Source organism: Paenibacillus sp. NRS-1781, assembly GCF_050467745.1.
Classification (GTDB): domain Bacteria; phylum Bacillota; class Bacilli; order Paenibacillales; family Paenibacillaceae; genus Paenibacillus; species Paenibacillus terrae_A.
In genome coordinates this window covers 134,878-149,653 of record NZ_JBITPI010000024.1, presented here as the reverse complement: position 1 = coordinate 149,653, position 14,776 = coordinate 134,878, and the positions used below count along the sequence as shown (strand labels likewise).

At 43.3% G+C, this 14,776-nt stretch carries 15 protein-coding genes and 1 riboswitch; of the genes, 12 read left to right on the top strand and 3 right to left on the bottom strand.

From position 1 onward, the window contains the following. Positions 1-82 precede the first annotated feature (82 nt). On the bottom strand, positions 83-1,852 hold the full coding sequence (locus tag ACIFO6_RS09805; protein WP_430040380.1) for a methyl-accepting chemotaxis protein: 1,770 nt from the start codon (positions 1,850-1,852) through the stop codon (positions 83-85). Positions 1,853-2,321: 469 nt separating this feature from the next. Here ACIFO6_RS09805 and ACIFO6_RS09800 point away from each other — a divergent pair, with 469 nt between their 5' ends. The 8 genes from ACIFO6_RS09800 to ACIFO6_RS09765 all read left to right on the top strand — a co-directional run bounded on the left by ACIFO6_RS09800 (position 2,322) and on the right by ACIFO6_RS09765 (position 7,907). After that, positions 2,322-2,792 carry a GNAT family N-acetyltransferase gene (locus ACIFO6_RS09800; RefSeq protein ID WP_430040378.1) on the top strand — a complete coding sequence of 157 codons (471 nt, stop codon included), beginning with the start codon at positions 2,322-2,324 and terminating at the stop codon, positions 2,790-2,792. 60 nt (positions 2,793-2,852) lie between these two features. Then, positions 2,853-3,521, top strand: coding sequence for a ribose-5-phosphate isomerase RpiA (gene rpiA, locus ACIFO6_RS09795; protein WP_430040376.1), 669 nt, complete (start codon positions 2,853-2,855; stop codon positions 3,519-3,521). Beyond that, positions 3,521-3,967 (top strand): VanZ family protein, encoded by a 447-nt coding sequence (locus ACIFO6_RS09790; RefSeq protein ID WP_430040374.1) that lies wholly within the window; start codon positions 3,521-3,523, stop codon positions 3,965-3,967. The genes rpiA and ACIFO6_RS09790 overlap by 1 nt, the downstream gene beginning before the upstream one ends. A 181-nt stretch (positions 3,968-4,148) precedes the next feature. Next, on the top strand, positions 4,149-4,607 hold the full coding sequence (locus ACIFO6_RS09785) for a MarR family winged helix-turn-helix transcriptional regulator (RefSeq protein ID WP_044648507.1): 459 nt from the start codon (positions 4,149-4,151) through the stop codon (positions 4,605-4,607). 241 nt (positions 4,608-4,848) lie between these two features. Continuing rightward, positions 4,849-6,090 (top strand): MDR family MFS transporter, encoded by a 1,242-nt coding sequence (locus tag ACIFO6_RS09780; RefSeq protein ID WP_430040371.1) that lies wholly within the window; start codon positions 4,849-4,851, stop codon positions 6,088-6,090. A 32-nt stretch (positions 6,091-6,122) separates the two neighbouring features. After that, positions 6,123-6,677: a nucleotidyltransferase family protein gene (locus ACIFO6_RS09775; RefSeq protein WP_430040369.1), complete on the top strand. Its 555-nt coding sequence runs from the start codon at positions 6,123-6,125 to the stop codon at positions 6,675-6,677. A gap of 42 nt (positions 6,678-6,719) precedes the next feature. After that, positions 6,720-7,142 (top strand): GNAT family N-acetyltransferase, encoded by a 423-nt coding sequence (locus ACIFO6_RS09770; protein WP_430040367.1) that lies wholly within the window; start codon positions 6,720-6,722, stop codon positions 7,140-7,142. 126 nt (positions 7,143-7,268) lie between these two features. Further along, complete coding sequence (locus ACIFO6_RS09765) at positions 7,269-7,907, top strand: GDSL-type esterase/lipase family protein (protein ID WP_430040365.1); 639 nt, start codon at positions 7,269-7,271, stop codon at positions 7,905-7,907. A gap of 96 nt (positions 7,908-8,003) precedes the next feature. On the opposite strand, the gene ACIFO6_RS09760 is transcribed toward ACIFO6_RS09765, so the two are convergent. Continuing rightward, entirely contained in the window at positions 8,004-8,834 is an 831-nt protein-coding gene (locus tag ACIFO6_RS09760; RefSeq protein ID WP_430040363.1) for a TetR/AcrR family transcriptional regulator, read from the bottom strand. A 978-nt stretch (positions 8,835-9,812) separates the two neighbouring features. Here ACIFO6_RS09760 and ACIFO6_RS09755 point away from each other — a divergent pair. Together ACIFO6_RS09755 and ACIFO6_RS09750 are read left to right on the top strand one after the other, a co-directional pair. Continuing rightward, positions 9,813-10,463: a hypothetical protein gene (locus ACIFO6_RS09755; protein ID WP_430040361.1), complete on the top strand. Its 651-nt coding sequence runs from the start codon at positions 9,813-9,815 to the stop codon at positions 10,461-10,463. Then, on the top strand, positions 10,460-10,630 hold the full coding sequence (locus ACIFO6_RS09750) for a hypothetical protein (protein ID WP_430040359.1): 171 nt from the start codon (positions 10,460-10,462) through the stop codon (positions 10,628-10,630). The genes ACIFO6_RS09755 and ACIFO6_RS09750 overlap by 4 nt, the downstream gene beginning before the upstream one ends. Before the next feature lie 176 nt (positions 10,631-10,806). Here the strand turns inward: ACIFO6_RS09750 and ACIFO6_RS09745 are convergent, their stop codons facing one another. Continuing rightward, on the bottom strand, positions 10,807-11,295 hold the full coding sequence (locus ACIFO6_RS09745; protein ID WP_430040357.1) for a PLAT/LH2 domain-containing protein: 489 nt from the start codon (positions 11,293-11,295) through the stop codon (positions 10,807-10,809). A 444-nt stretch (positions 11,296-11,739) separates the two neighbouring features. Continuing rightward, a riboswitch (M-box (ykoK) riboswitch) is annotated at positions 11,740-11,912 on the top strand. Positions 11,913-12,226: 314 nt separating this feature from the next. Between ACIFO6_RS09745 and ACIFO6_RS09740 the strand changes: the two genes are divergently transcribed. Then, complete coding sequence (locus ACIFO6_RS09740) at positions 12,227-12,784, top strand: DUF1003 domain-containing protein (protein ID WP_430040355.1); 558 nt, start codon at positions 12,227-12,229, stop codon at positions 12,782-12,784. Positions 12,785-13,323: 539 nt separating this feature from the next. Then, complete coding sequence (locus tag ACIFO6_RS09735; RefSeq protein ID WP_430040353.1) at positions 13,324-14,475, top strand: iron-containing alcohol dehydrogenase; 1,152 nt, start codon at positions 13,324-13,326, stop codon at positions 14,473-14,475. Positions 14,476-14,776 lie beyond the last annotated feature (301 nt).

Sequence of the window (14,776 nt, the reverse complement as noted above, 5' to 3'; positions counted from 1 at the left end):
ATGCTAAAGTCAGTAAATGCCTCTCATCCCTTCAAATGCATGAATAGGAGGGAGGCACTACCGAACGACTTACTTATGAAAATTATGATTTGGTGCGGTTAGGGTCTGCAATTTTGAAGTAAGAAGTAATCTCCTGAAGCTCTTCCGACATGGAAGACAGCTTATGGGACGATTCAATGATCGAATCCAGAGAAGCTTTTTGTTCCTCCACTGTTTGCACAATGTGAACACTATTGTTGGCTGTCTTGCTTACGGTGGAAGAAAGTTCATCTGCTGTCGCCGTCATTTCCTGCGTACCGGCGGATATTTCCTCGGTAGCGCTGGATACTTCTTGAATTTGCCATGCCACCGTTTTGGTTGCTTGAAGAATGTTATTGAACAGCTCTCCTGCTTGTCCGGCTACGACAATTCCGCTCTGTGCCTCAACGTTACCTTGTTCCATCGACTTCACAGCCTGACCGATTTCACTTTGAATCTCTTCAATCAGTGGCGTGATTTGTTTCGTTGCATCCGCTGTTTGTTCTGCCAGCTTGCGTACTTCGCTGGCAACCACGGCAAAGCCTTTACCTTCCTCACCGACACGCGCTGCTTCAATTGAAGCATTCAGGGCAAGCAGGTTCGTTTGGCTGGAAATGCCTGAAATCGTACCGATGATATTACCAATTTCCTGTGAGCGGTCGTTCAGTAACTTGATAATACGGGATGTATTTGTAACTGTATCGGTAATCAAATGCATTTGTGAAGAAACCTTGCCCATGATTTCGTTGCCTTCATTAGAACGCTTCTCTACCGAATTGGCTTCCTCTGCAACTGTGGCGGAACTGGCGGCAATATTTTGGATAACCGAGGCCATTTCAGCCATGGCACGTGCGCTATCGCCCGTTGCCTTTTCCTGTGAACGGATATTTCCCGTAATTTCATTGATGTTCTGATTGATGATGTTCGAATTGATTCCGTTTTGTTCGCAGATTGCGAGTAATTCCTTCGCCGATTCATTCACTTCATCAGTTGTCAGCTTCACTTTGGTCATAATGCTGTTAATATGGCTTACCATATCGTTGAAGTTTCTATTCACAACGCCCAGATCGTCTTGCCCTGCTTGAATCTGAACGTCCAGATTTCCACGGCTTACTTCACTGATACCGAACATCAGTTGTTTAATAGGGGACAGCGTACGCTTCACGACCCAATATTGGAGCGCCAAGCAGATGAGCAGGAAGATAGCCAGAATGGTAGCACCGCTGATCAGCAGCTTGGTCAACCCGGCAGGTACAGCGCCTGCATCAGCATCGACAGCAAAATATGCAAAGATTTTGCCACTTGAATCTTTAAGCGGGTACGTCAAGGTTGTCCACGTACCAAAGCTGTCATCATAGAAGCTGGTAAACGTTGGTTTTCCGGTATCCAGCATGTGGCTTACGCCTTCCGCAACTACAGAAGGTTGTTTATACATACCGCCGACACCCAATTTATCTTTTTCGAATGCTTCTCTCAGAGCGGTAGGCATCGCTACAATAGATGTCTTGTCACCGTCTTCCAGTTCGGTTCCGAAAATATAAGCTTGAGAGATATTCGGGTTCGTTGCTGTAATGTTATCCAGATAAGCGCGGAGTTTGGCCTGAACGGGACCATCATAACTTTTTTCCTGAACGGCTTGGGTTACTTCATTTACATTAATTCCCTCAGCCCACTTTAATGTGATTTTTTCCACTTGCCCATGTAGCTGGTCTATCAAAATCGTACGTTGGATCAAATAGCTGGACACGATGAGGACTAGCCCGATCAATACGATGTTGAAGAAAGATAATAATAAGTTCTTGGTGAAGAAAGATAAGCTACTCCACTTTTTCAAAATGTTCCACTCCCTGGTTGTAATTTTTGTATATGGTGTTGAACCGCTTATCGAATGAGATAATTTAGTCCCCCTTACAAACATAGTAATTAAGGAAATAGACCCCTTGAGTTTTTGTTGATAGGTCTTTAGTCCTTTTTGGATGAGTATGTATCCCTATATATATGTCGTACAACAAGCCCTTGAAATGAATACCTTGCCCAATAAAAATTTAATTTTTACCGGGTAATTCCTGTGTATATTTCAGTATATTCCATTTTATACTTCAACTTGAAATTCGAATTCATTTCAGGCTTCAAGTAGGTATCCAATAGAAACCATCATACTTTATAATAGAGTCAAATGCACTTGTCTATTTGGGACATTTTTCATATTTGGTGTTACAGATGCTTGATTTGCCGCGGTTTTTGCGGATTCCTTGCAAAATGAGCCAATATAGCAACACGACATAGGGAGAGGGATGAAAAGAATGTCCAAGCTTACAATTGTAAAGGTTAAAAGCGATCATGCAGATCTACATGAATTGATTCAAAGGCTGGATGAGGATTTGCTGGAAAGGTATCCTGCTGATGAAATTTACTTGGTTGATTTTTCCAATCCGAAAGTTAAAGAAATGATTTTCGCTGTTGTGTATTTGGATGAAAAACCGGTCGCTTGCGGTGGACTTAGGCCTATAGATGTGGAAGAGATGGAGCTTAAACGATTTTATGTCGATTCTTCTTATCGCAGGCAAGGCATTGCCGTCAGTCTGTTAGCTTTTCTGGAAGGTGAGGCCCGGAAACGAGGCACTGTAAGAATCAAGCTGGAGACAGGGGCTCCTCAACCTGAAGCCATTGCGCTTTATACGAAGCAGGGATATGAGCCTATTGAACGATTTGGTGAATATGAAGAGGATGAAAATAGTCTTTGTTACGGTAAGAACCTGACAGTGTCTTTATAAAACGTTTTCATATAAAATAAATGATGATCCATACTAGCCTATACAGCGGGAGAGATGACAATGAATTTGAAGCAAAAAGCAGCTGAAAAAGCAGTTGAAGCCATTCAGGACGGCATGAAAGTAGGACTCGGCACAGGCTCGACAGCTTATTGGGCCATTCAAAAAATAGGTGAGCGTGTGGCGCAAGGCTTACATATAGAGGCTGTAGCTACTTCCCAAGCCTCGGAGGATCAGGCCAGAGAACTGGGAATTCCCATCGTTCCATTTGATCAGATTGGACGACTCGACGTAACCATTGACGGAGCGGACGAGGTGAATGAGCAGCTTGTTCTGGTGAAGGGCGGAGGCGGAGCTTTACTGAGAGAGAAAATCGTGGAAAGCAACAGTAACAGGCTGATCATTATTGTGGACGAGTCCAAGGATGTGAAGGTGCTAGGTGCATTTCCATTACCGGTCGAAGTCGTACCTTTTGCCAGTGTATGGACGTTGGAGGCAATACAGCAGACAGGCTGCCAGGCTAAATGGCGCATGAAGGACGGTGAGCGTTTCCTTACGGATAACGGCAATTATATTGTCGATTGTCATTACGGAACCATTGAGAACCCGCAAGAGCTGGAAATCCGATTGAATCAAATTCCGGGTGTGGTTGATAACGGACTGTTCATTAACATGGCGGACCAGGTTATCATCGCACGGGCCAATGGACAGATTGATGTTCGTAACAAGTAATGTCTAGCGTCCGTCTGCTTCGTACTGTCGCCTTCGTAGCATTCATTGTATATACGGGACTGTTATTATACTGGATGTTTCTTGGTTTTGGACGTACCTTACGACCGGGTCCTCCATATTCGTATAATATAGTTCCGCTGGATACGATCGGGCGATATCTGAGGGCGGCGCAGTCGCTTCCTTTCCGGGTGTGGGGTGTCAATTTGCTCGGTAATATTGTTATATTCGTCCCGTTTGGCATCCTTCTGCCTGTCATTTGGGTATCCTTACGCAGATTTGGTAGCTTGCTGCTGACAGTGGTGGTCGCGCTGGTCATTCTTGAAGTGTCCCAAATGCTGCTTGGTGCAGGCACGATGGACGTGGATGATGTGATCCTGAATGTACTGGGCATGCTTATCGGCCGAGTTGTTTACGAGCTTCTACGAAAGAGGTTTGGGATTGAATGATGAAAGCCCTGCTCTCACGAACGGTGCTTCTGGTACCGATTGGAGACGGGCTTTTTTACATATTAGACTGTCATTTTCTCATCATAGACCTTATGAACAAAGGTATAAAACGGTTGAGCTTGACAAAAGTTTGCAATTAAGATATCTTCGAATAAAGATATGAGTAACGGAGGCTGTTAATATGTCTGTAAAACCAGATGATCAGGACTTGGCGCTGAACTTGTTTGTTGTGCTGGCTCGAGCCTATAATTCGGTCACATCCCGCACGAATCGGGATATTCATAGTCATGGATTGAACACAACGGAATTTGGTGTGCTCGATCTGTTGTATTATCGAGGACCGCAGCCCTTGCAGAAAATTGGTGAAAAGGTGCTGATCTCCAGCGGAAATATTACGTATGTCGTAGATAAACTTCAGAAAAAAAAGCTGCTTACCCGGCGTGCATCACAGGATGATCGGCGTGTGATTTATGCTGAACTGACTGACGAGGGACGTCATTTTTTTGAACAAATATTTCCACAGCATCATCGTGTCATTATGGAGACAGTGGACGGATTATCTGTGGAAGAGAAAGAACAGGTCATTCATCTGCTAAAAAAGCTGGGGCTAACGGCTGAGGGACAGAAAAGTAACGACTAATAAGCTGCGAATATACGCACTAAATATGCTTTTAGATAAAATACTGGTTTCCCGGTATTTTATTTTTTTGTCGTAATTTTGGGCAACGGGTTAATGTAGAGGTGGAAATCAGGTATAATTGACGAATAGGCACCATCAGTAATCGTTGGAATTATTCCTGTTAGACTTGCACACAGATGGAAGCGCTGTGTGCAAGTTTTTTTCTGGAGACAGGGCAGAGAAGGAGACATAGATAACAGATATGAAGGAACAGCTTCGTTCGATTCACCCACTGGCCTGGACGATTATTGCGGGTACCATATTTGGTCGGATGGCGACATCCATGAGTATCCCGTTTTTGTCTATTTATTTGACTACCCGATTGGGGGTATCCCCTTTCCATACAGGGATGATCGTATCGGTCAGTTCATTAGTTGGCATTTTTTCCAGCTTTTATGGCGGCTACATTTCCGATCGGATCGGACGGCGTAAAGTGATGCTGGTGTCCATCGCCAGTTGGGCGCTTGTATTCGTGGCTTTTGCGTTGGCTGAAGCGGCCTGGGCCTTTTTCGTCATCAATGCTCTGAATGGACTGTGCAGATCCTTGTTCGAGCCGACCTCGCGGGCACTGTTATCCGATGTAACCCCCAAGGAAAAAAGATTGCTTATCTACAATATGAGATATGCGGCGATTAATGTAGGTGTAGTGGCAGGGCCGTTGCTTGGTTTGATGTTAGGATCGGCATCCTCAGGTACACCGTTTATGGTAGCGGCTGGTGTGTATGCGCTGTACGGGGTGTTGCTGTTGATCCAATTTGCTCGGTATGCATCGGATCTGCGTACAGGGACAACGGCGGGAGAGGCTCCACTACGGATGGGTGAGGCGTTCCGTACAGCCAGCCGTGATCCGGTGTTTATGCCGATTTTGCTGGGGACGGTATTTTGCGTCATGGGTTATGCTCATTCCAATTCCACGATGCCTCAATTCTTGTCCTTATCCTTCGAGGAAGGAACCCGGTGGTTTACATATATGCTTACAGTCAACGCGGTGTGTGTATTGGCTTTTCAATATCCGCTGGTACGGCTGGCAAGCCGTTTTTCCCCGGTGAATTCCTTGATTGTCGGAAATATATGTATTGCGGTCAGCCTATTGCTGTGCGGTATGTTAAATTCGGGCTGGTTGTTTATACTGAATATGGTGCTGTTTACAGTGGGCGAAGTGCTGTTGTTCACGATGCTGGACGTATTGATTGACCAAATTGCAGATGCTCAATATAAAGGGACCTATTTCGGTGCGATTGGCTTTAATAATTTGGGTAGCGTGCTTGCTCCTTTGTTTGGTGGCTGGCTGCTGGATACCTATGGTCAAACAGCGCCGCTTGCCGTTTTTGTTCCGGTTGCGCTGTCGGTCGTGCTTGGCATTCCGTTCCTGCTGGTCGCACGCCGCCGTCTGGAGCAGCGTACAGCCCGGGTTGCAGTTCAAGGAGGGGAGCCCGTGCAGTAACTGTCATCATAAAAAAGGGAGCTGAGTGCAGGATGAAGTCGGAAGAAGATGTGCTACGAATCATACAATATATGAATGATCCTCAGGTGCTGGAAGACTTGCGTTATGTGCGAGAGCTGAGGCTGCCGCAAGGCTGTATTGCCGCAGGCTATGTACGTAATCGGGTATGGGACCAGCTGCATGGTTATACAACTCCTACACCTTTGAATGATATAGATGTTATTTATTTTGACCCGAAAAATACGCTGGAGGAACGGGACGAGCACCTTGAGCTGTCCTTGAACCGCAAGCAGGCGGGACGCAACTGGTCTGTCAAAAATCAGGCGCGGATGCATCTTCGCAACGGGACAGCTCCTTATGCTTCGGTAGAGGATGCGATGAGCCGCTGGCCAGAGACGGCTACGGCAGTAGCGATTAGATTGAATGACGAGGATCAAATGGAGGTCGTTTGTCCGCATGGATTAAATGATCTACTGGATATGCGGGTACGCCAAAGTCCATTGTTCCGCCATACGACGGCCTTTCGTCAGCGTGTATTTGAGAAGCAGTGGCTGGATAACTGGCCGTTGCTTATGTTGGAGAACTAGAGTGTAATCCCCATTTCAGGATATAAGGAGAGACGACGAACGATGTTTAAAAATATAAAAACAGATTCAGATCGTGAGGAGGTTCTGGAGCTGCTAACCTACGCCGTGCTGGATCACCCTGAGCGCGGAGAGGCAGCTTTACGTACCTATCAAACCTCGGATGACTGGAAGCTATTCGGTGTAGAAGATGAAGGACTTATTGTAGGTATTGTCGGATTTGAGGAGCAGGAGGATGAAACCATCGTAATCCGGCATCTGGCCGTATTGCCTGAAAACCGTTATAGAGGATATGCCAGAGGTATGCTGATTACGCTCATACAGGAGCGTAATCCGAAACGGCTTACTGTGGACACGGATGCGGAAGGGGCAGACTTTTTTCGCAACGTGGGCTTTGCCGTATACGGATCGGAGGACTTGTCCGAGGATGGGCAATTTCATTGTGTATATGAAATGGACGAAGAATAAGCGAATCTCCGGGTCCTGAGTCTCTTTTTTTACATAAGATATGATATGTCTGGAATTGACATCATTCTCATGTAAAAGTTGATGTGCCTTTGGTTGCAAAGGAATTAGCGGGGGAGTTGGGTTCCAATGGGGTACCACTACACGGCTATAGGAGATTCATTAACGACAGGTGCTGGGACGCTGCTGACTGGCGGATTTGTGCCTATCTATCGACGAATGGCGGAAGCACGTCTTCGTACTCCAGTCAGTTACGAGAATTTGGGAATCAACGGACTGACATCGCAGGAACTGCTGTCTTTGATCCGCAACAATCCGCTCTTTCGGTCGGGGCTGATCCGGGCTGATCTCATAACGGTGACGATCGGCGGGAATGATCTACGTCCGTATGTCAGCACTCTTGCTGGAGGCTCCGGCTCGTCTGCGTCAGCCATTCCGCAAGCGTTGAATCGCACAAAAGAACATGTACGTCAAATCGTACATGCCCTGTATCAGATAAAATCCGGTCAGCATGAGCCATTTATCATTCGAATGGTGGGGTTGTATAATCCTTTGCCGGGCGTGCGGGAGGCGGGGATATATGTGCGCCAATATAACTCATTTCTCGCTACGCTGGGCGGTCCCAATTACCGTGTGGCGAACATTTACCCTGCGTTTGAGGGCAACGAACGGGAGCTGCTCTCGCTGGATCGAGTGCATCCGAACAGTCGCGGCTATCGCGTCATTGCGGAGGAGCTGAATCGGCTTGGATATTCGCCATTACGGTGAGCGTAGAAGAAGGATGTGCAACAGAAAAAAGAGGTCCATCATGGTAGTAGTATCTGACCATCGTGGACCTCTTTATCTTAAGCTGAACGGAACCCTTTACATTTCTAAAATAGCTTTCAGCTTGGTACAGTCTTCCTGTAACTCGGGTAGCTGCTCTAAAAAAAGGAGGAGTGCTTTAACGTGGGCAGTTTCCACGTTTTGTTCCGAAAGCTCCCCCTGTAGCCTGCTTAGTATTTGCATATGTTCTTTCTGGATTGCTTCATCTAATTCGATTTGTTTCAAGACTGCTTCCATATGTTGAAGCACATGGGCGATTTGTCTTCCTTTGGTCCAGATTTGATCAGAATCTTCATGGAATCCGGAATCGCGGCCCCACATGATTTGATGTTGAACATCAGGGCTCAGCATACTTTGTGCCAGCATATCCGTAATGCTGACGATAAATTCAGCCAGTGTTTGATGTTCCGTCCAGGACAGCTCTGAATCGCTCATTCGGAAGGAATTGATAATAATGCTTTTGACGACAAACCCAATATCGTACGCATAGTCATGTATGGACTCTCCATAAGCATCAATTAAGAAATCAACCATCACGTTAGATAAATGATGTTCAACACGGTCAATAGCTTGTGCGATTTTTTCTTCCTTGGAACCGATTAAAGGGACGGAGTATACCAGCAAATGAACTTTATTCTTATAAATCCGGCCCAGCGCAATCAAATTCAGTTGTCTCAACTTTTCACGGGAAGGTAGCTGGTGCTTCAAATAAAGTTCTTTAATATCTGCATCAAGAAGTTTTTCAATCAGGACGATTGTCCCCAGCAGCAACTCTTCTTTACTTTGAAAGTATTTATAAAAGGAAGCCTTCACCATCCCGCTTTCGCGGGCAATTTCATCCACCGAGGTGGCATCGTACCCTTCAGTCATCGCAACTATATTGCTCTATTGTTGCTTGGACTTGATAAAACAAAATCACACTTTTCGGAGATAGTATAAAGTGCTATGATTCGCCTAATAGACTTACACAAACTAATTAATAACATGAGTTTGTGTAAACTCTAACTAGATCACAACCCACATAAACTACATAATTATATCCGACCCTTGCCACTTGCGGCAGGGGTTTTCTGCTTATTTAATCACAGTAAAAAGGTACTTTCGGCATGGGGAAAATGGTTTATTCAAGCAATCACATGGAGCGATATAAAAGAGATATCAGGATGAAATACGGATATACGTCATTTCAAACTTCTGATAACATCGTGTATATACTGCTTTATAGTAAGCGTGGACTTATGGAGCGAATATTAGTTCCACCTGACAAACTGTTACAGATACCTGAGGTTAACAGAATTTTTTAATTGAAGTAATTTCCGTTTAGCCTTGTCAAATTTATTGAATGACACATACGGTATACAGTATCTTAAAAAAAGGAGGAGTTCATGTGAGTGGATGTGTTGGAGGAGCTGAGCGTAGGGAAGAGCGTAGGGAAAACTGTTTTGGTGCTTTCACATCGCCAGCAGCAATTTTGGTGCTCTTTATTCTGTTGGTTATCATCACTAAAGCCTGTTGGGTTTAATTTTTAAAGCAATGTCACGGTAATGCCCGATTATTGTTTCGTTATAAAAGGCTCTATCGGTATGTAACCGGTAGAGTTTTTGTAGTGTGTGCTTGTCATTTTTTTCGGGTATCCTCCAACGGCAATGTGTGCTGAAGGTGGCGCAGGTGCTGATATCATATACATAGGCCCGAAGATTAAATTAATTGTTAATTAAATACTTTTTCTAAAATGAGGTTGAATTTTTTATTGTAATTTAATGTTCGACAAAATTCCCCTTACTTCTTGCTGATAAAATTATAAAATTTATAAATGTTTGGAATAATTATATAGGAGGAAACATTTTTATGAAATTTTTCAAGAAAGTATTCGTCCCTTTATTAGCAGCAGTATTACTCTGCGCGACTGTTTTGCCTTCGGTGAGTAATGCTGAACAAGTCACTAAGCCAGAGGTAAACTTAGTTCAAACAGAAGTTATTCAGACTGATCGTGGAGAGGCCACTGTAACAACAAACTTTAATGATGACACTCATAGAATAACAACTGTTGTTGAGAATGGAAAAACAACTAAAATTGAGTATTTCACAAAAGATCAAACTTTGCTGATTGACGGTGTAAAACAGGAGAACTTTAATGTTAAAGAGAGTCGTTCAGATTTTTCGTTAAATGCTGTTCCTTCAGGAGGAACCTTTGTAGGCAAGTTTGATTACTCCTATGATTGGGTGAACGTAGGGATCGTTTTTGCAACAGGGATAATATCAACGGTTACTAAAGCTCCTGTATCAACCATTCTTGTAATTATAGGTGCTGGAGCAAGTTTGAATACCCAAGCTTACTACACCATTTATCAATATACATATCCTAGGAAATGCGAAGCTATCCCCTACGCTAACCATACGGTGTTCTATCAAGATGCTTCGCGAAATAAAGTAATTGGTACGGCTGACTCTGCGAAGTTCTTTAGTTCACAGCCATACCCTATTGGATGCACTCCGTGAAAAAATTATTAAAACGTGATGCAAGTATTTTGCTAGGCTATGCAGTGTGTCTAGGAGTTTTTTATGCACTGGGGTATAAGTTGAATGCTATGATGGTTTATATTTTTTTGGCTGGACTTATAACAGGGGAAATAATTAATTTTGCATTGTCAAAACGAGAGAAATAAAAAAAGCTCTACTAACCTAATTGGTTGGTAGGGCTTTTTGATATTTTTCCTTAGTTTGCTTTATATTATTGTCGACCATAACGATGCTCCTATAAGCTTGGAAAGGGAGCAAACAATGGACAAACGTTTCTATAAATTATATTTAAGTTAGTGGATTCTGGACTAAGAATTTGTTATTAGGATGGGAAAAGTGTTTCGGAATCTGCGGAACCGCCATCACCAAGCCAGCGGTTAGGGCCTGCAAATGAGAAAGTTTTCGCGTTTCCAGTTATTTTAATATTAGCGATTTTCCAACCAGGTTTATATCCAGATCCATCAGTTCTAATCGTAATTTTTCTGATGTCACCAAGGTTGCTGGTGCTGATTCTTGTTGTATCAGAATCCCCTTGTTCAAAGCTTCCATTGAGTGTAGCGGTAGTATAATCTCCATTAGAACCATACAGAGTTATAGAAATATTTGAATCGGTTCCAGCATCTTTAAGATTGGCTGTGTTTACAGTAACAACATATTCAACATTAGCAAAAGGTGTAACTGACTCTATACTTCTACTAGAGTCTTGAAATGAACTATAAGTGTCACTTGTGACCTGATCGGCAAAAGAAGGCGCTGCGAAAGCTACAGATGAGATAAACAGTGCTGATGCTAGTAAAGATACTTTTTTCATTAAATTGTTACCACCTTTCTAGTATTTGTATTTAATGTTATACATGTGGCATATACTTGTACATAGTTCTTTGGTAGTGAAGAAGAATATTTTTATTGTCTTTGTTTGTCATATTTTATCCTTATGTGTCGATATCCTTGTTTCAATATGAATTACTGAGGTGATAAGCATGAATCATACATATAAAGTGTTAAAGTCGGATATCGAACTATTTGCAGCAGCATTAAGCCAGGTAAGAGTATATGTAGTAAAGCCGTTGAGTGAGGATATGGTGGAGTTTGTAGACTAGCTGTTTGCCGTACCTGCGGCACAGCGACTTTTTATTTTGCATTATAAGGGGGAGTGCCAGCGTCGTTGTCACCAGGTGCAAACATATGTAAAATATAGTGAATATATTTGGGTTGACAGCACATTTGGACAGCAGTATGCTTGCTAGGGAAATTTGGATGTCCTCGTTAGGTGAGGCTCCTATACGAACATAAGCCACTGCCCGGAAACATCGAAAGATGCCAATGGGTATAACAGGAATTGCCGGATTAAGGCTCTTCTTAATGTGGCTAAAGAACTTTGGTTCTTTTACGTCGTATAGTGCTAAAGCTCGACTTGGGGGAATCGGATATTTGCATGCCTTTTCTTGCATGCAGAACGACGCCCCTTCAGTTGAGCTGAGGGGCGTTTTTATTTCAATGTGTTAGGTATTGGCAGTGACATGGTTCCTGTGAGATCAGTAAAATATGGAGCCAACAATACGATATGGGAGAGGGGGGGGAACCATTCTATGAGTAGTCGAAGTTCGACTGAACCGGATCCAGAACCAGTGAGTCTATTGGCAGTCGGGTTAAAACTAGATACCGTAATTGAGTATGGTTGCAACTCCTCTCCTACGGGGTAGTATTGGGCCTGACTGCCTTAAAACAAGGAGGCAGTCGACATGTCAAAAATGAATTTTTTTCAAAAAAAGCAGCAAAATAAAAGTGCTGCTCATATTCAAGGCTTTGATATTGAATTGAATCAGGAAAATACTCGTCGTATTGATCGGCTAGTCGATAGTTACGAAAATAGCATTCTTTCTCATTTAGATGAAGCGTACCAAAGAACGACAAGCTGGCAAGATCGTCTTGCGGATCGGATTGCATCATTCGGCGGTAGCTGGAGATTTATTACTTATTTCGCTATCTGTCTGACCATTTGGATACTCTTGAACAGCTTGCCGTTTACTCGCTTTCATTTCGATGAACCTCCATTTATCTTGTTGAACTTGTGTTTGTCCTTTATCGCAGCATTCCAGGCTCCAGTCATTATGATGAGTCAGAACCGCCAAGCTGCAAGGGATAAGCATGAATCGATCATTGACTTCGCGATCAACTACAAAGCCGAACAAGAGATTGACGATATGCAAAGCCACCTTCATCGGATCGAAGGCGAACTGATTGAGATTAAAAAACTTTTACTTGTTCTAAACAATCGAATGAATGAAGAACACAAATGACCCTTTGGACTATATGGAGGCCCCGTAGTAAAGTTTTCACCTGAATCGTTTAAGATTAACGGAAGTTAATTTATGAGGAATCAGATTGAATTTAGAGTGGATGTAAAGAAGGACTCTGACGGTATATAGCCGGTTGGAGTCCTTTTATTTAGTTGAGTATTCGCTTACTTCAAACGTGAGTATTTTATTGAAGCCCAAGGCCCCATTCCGATGAAACCTGCGAAACCAGAGCGCCGGGTGGATGTACGCCTCAGCTCGTCGTTTAGCAAAGCATTTGGAGGTTCACTATACACCGAAACATGGAGGTTGCTGAATTTAGCTGAAATTGAACTTAGCGTCATGACACGACAAAACGGTTATATCAATAAGTTTTCTTTGATAAACCAAAAAAACAAAAATAAAACCAAATTAATTCTGTGTTTCGTTGTTGACATCAAAATTAAATAAAGATAAAATTATATGTGAAACATTTCACTTTAAAGAATGGTTCCGTATTTAGCGAGGCATGAAGAAGTGAATCCTTTAGGAGGCCGATGTTTATGAGCGCACATGTATTTTTTGTACCGTCTATCAATCTAATGGGAAAAGGTTGTTTGCATGAAGTTGGACCCTATATAAAAGAACTGAATTTAAACAAAGCACTGGTTGTGACGGATAAGTTTTTGATGAAAAGCGGTATTGCAGGCAAGGTCACATCCGTGTTGGACGAGATTGGGTTGGACTATGTGGTATATGATGAGGTCAAACCCAATCCGACCTGTAAAAATGTGCATGATGGCGTTCAATTTCTACAAGATAACGGATGTGACTTTTTAATTTCCATTGGTGGAGGATCACCACAGGATACGGCTAAGGGAATCGGCATTATTGCTACCAATGGGGGACATATAACCGAGTATGAGGGCGTTCATAAATCCAAGCATAAATCGCTGCCTATTGTCGCTATTAATACGACGGCAGGAACATCCGCTGAGATCACGATCAATTATGTCATTACGGACGAAGAGCGCAAGGTCAAAATGGTTTTGGTTGACAAGAATAGCTTAGCTACTATTTCGGTAAACGACCCTGAACTGATGGTAGACAAACCCGCGGCGTTAACGGCAGCTACAGGAATAGACGCTTTGACTCATGCTATTGAAGCTTTGGTTACTCCAGGCTCTTACCCTGTTACAAATGCGACGGCGTTGGCAGCAGTAGAGATTATATTTAATCATTTGGCCCGTACGGTGAGAAACGGTCATGATATAGAAGCACGTGAGCAAATGGTTTTCGCCATTTTCTTGGGAGGACTTGCGTTTAATAATGCTGGATTGGGCTACGTTCATGCCATGGCGCATCAGCTTGGGGGCGTATACGATTTGCCTCATGGTGTTTGCAATGCCATGCTGCTGCCTATTGTGGAGGAGGAGAACGCGAAGCATGTACCAGAGAAGTTTCGTGCCATCGCTAAGGTGATCGGTTTTGAAGACAAGGGGAAAACGGATAAGGAATGCGCAGATTATGTCATTCTAAGAATCAAGGACCTGTCGAAGGAAGTAGGGATTCCTTCCAAACTTTCTGAACTGGGTGTAAATGAAGTGGATTTGGATCTGCTTGCCGAAAACTCCATGAAGGATGCTTGCGCTCCGGGCAATCCGTTCATACCTACCAAAGAACAAGTCATCAAGATGTTTAAGAAAATTCTTTAAATAAAAACTGCTATTATTGTGTTAAATATGATAAGGGCTGTCCCAGGAAATCATCGAACAACACTGGGAACGGCCCTTTTTATTTACTTTTTCTTTTAAGAAATCTGAGTGACTAGAGATAAGACAACCCCATTGTATATTAACGGCACTGCTCTTTCAGGATCGGTTTCACTGAATTGTATTTATGGAGGCATTTGTTAATAGAGTCGTGATAGTCACATAATGAAAAAATAAGCTTCTGAATGCTCTCTTCGGTCAAACGCTCCTCAGCATCAACTCTATTGATCACATACTCCGAAAA

Coding starts and splice junctions, on each gene's coding strand:
- ACIFO6_RS09775 (WP_430040369.1), top strand. CDS start 6,123: ATGAAGTCGGAAGAAGATGTGCTACGAATCATACAATATATGAATGAT.
- ACIFO6_RS09745 (WP_430040357.1), bottom strand. CDS start 11,295: ATGAAAAAAGTATCTTTACTAGCATCAGCACTGTTTATCTCATCTGTA.
- ACIFO6_RS09740 (WP_430040355.1), top strand. CDS start 12,227: ATGTCAAAAATGAATTTTTTTCAAAAAAAGCAGCAAAATAAAAGTGCT.
- ACIFO6_RS09755 (WP_430040361.1), top strand. CDS start 9,813: ATGAAATTTTTCAAGAAAGTATTCGTCCCTTTATTAGCAGCAGTATTA.
- ACIFO6_RS09800 (WP_430040378.1), top strand. CDS start 2,322: ATGTCCAAGCTTACAATTGTAAAGGTTAAAAGCGATCATGCAGATCTA.
- ACIFO6_RS09760 (WP_430040363.1), bottom strand. CDS start 8,834: ATGACTGAAGGGTACGATGCCACCTCGGTGGATGAAATTGCCCGCGAA.
- ACIFO6_RS09790 (WP_430040374.1), top strand. CDS start 3,521: ATGTCTAGCGTCCGTCTGCTTCGTACTGTCGCCTTCGTAGCATTCATT.
- rpiA (WP_430040376.1), top strand. CDS start 2,853: ATGAATTTGAAGCAAAAAGCAGCTGAAAAAGCAGTTGAAGCCATTCAG.
- ACIFO6_RS09785 (WP_044648507.1), top strand. CDS start 4,149: ATGTCTGTAAAACCAGATGATCAGGACTTGGCGCTGAACTTGTTTGTT.
- ACIFO6_RS09770 (WP_430040367.1), top strand. CDS start 6,720: ATGTTTAAAAATATAAAAACAGATTCAGATCGTGAGGAGGTTCTGGAG.
- ACIFO6_RS09765 (WP_430040365.1), top strand. CDS start 7,269: ATGGGGTACCACTACACGGCTATAGGAGATTCATTAACGACAGGTGCT.
- ACIFO6_RS09735 (WP_430040353.1), top strand. CDS start 13,324: ATGAGCGCACATGTATTTTTTGTACCGTCTATCAATCTAATGGGAAAA.
- ACIFO6_RS09780 (WP_430040371.1), top strand. CDS start 4,849: ATGAAGGAACAGCTTCGTTCGATTCACCCACTGGCCTGGACGATTATT.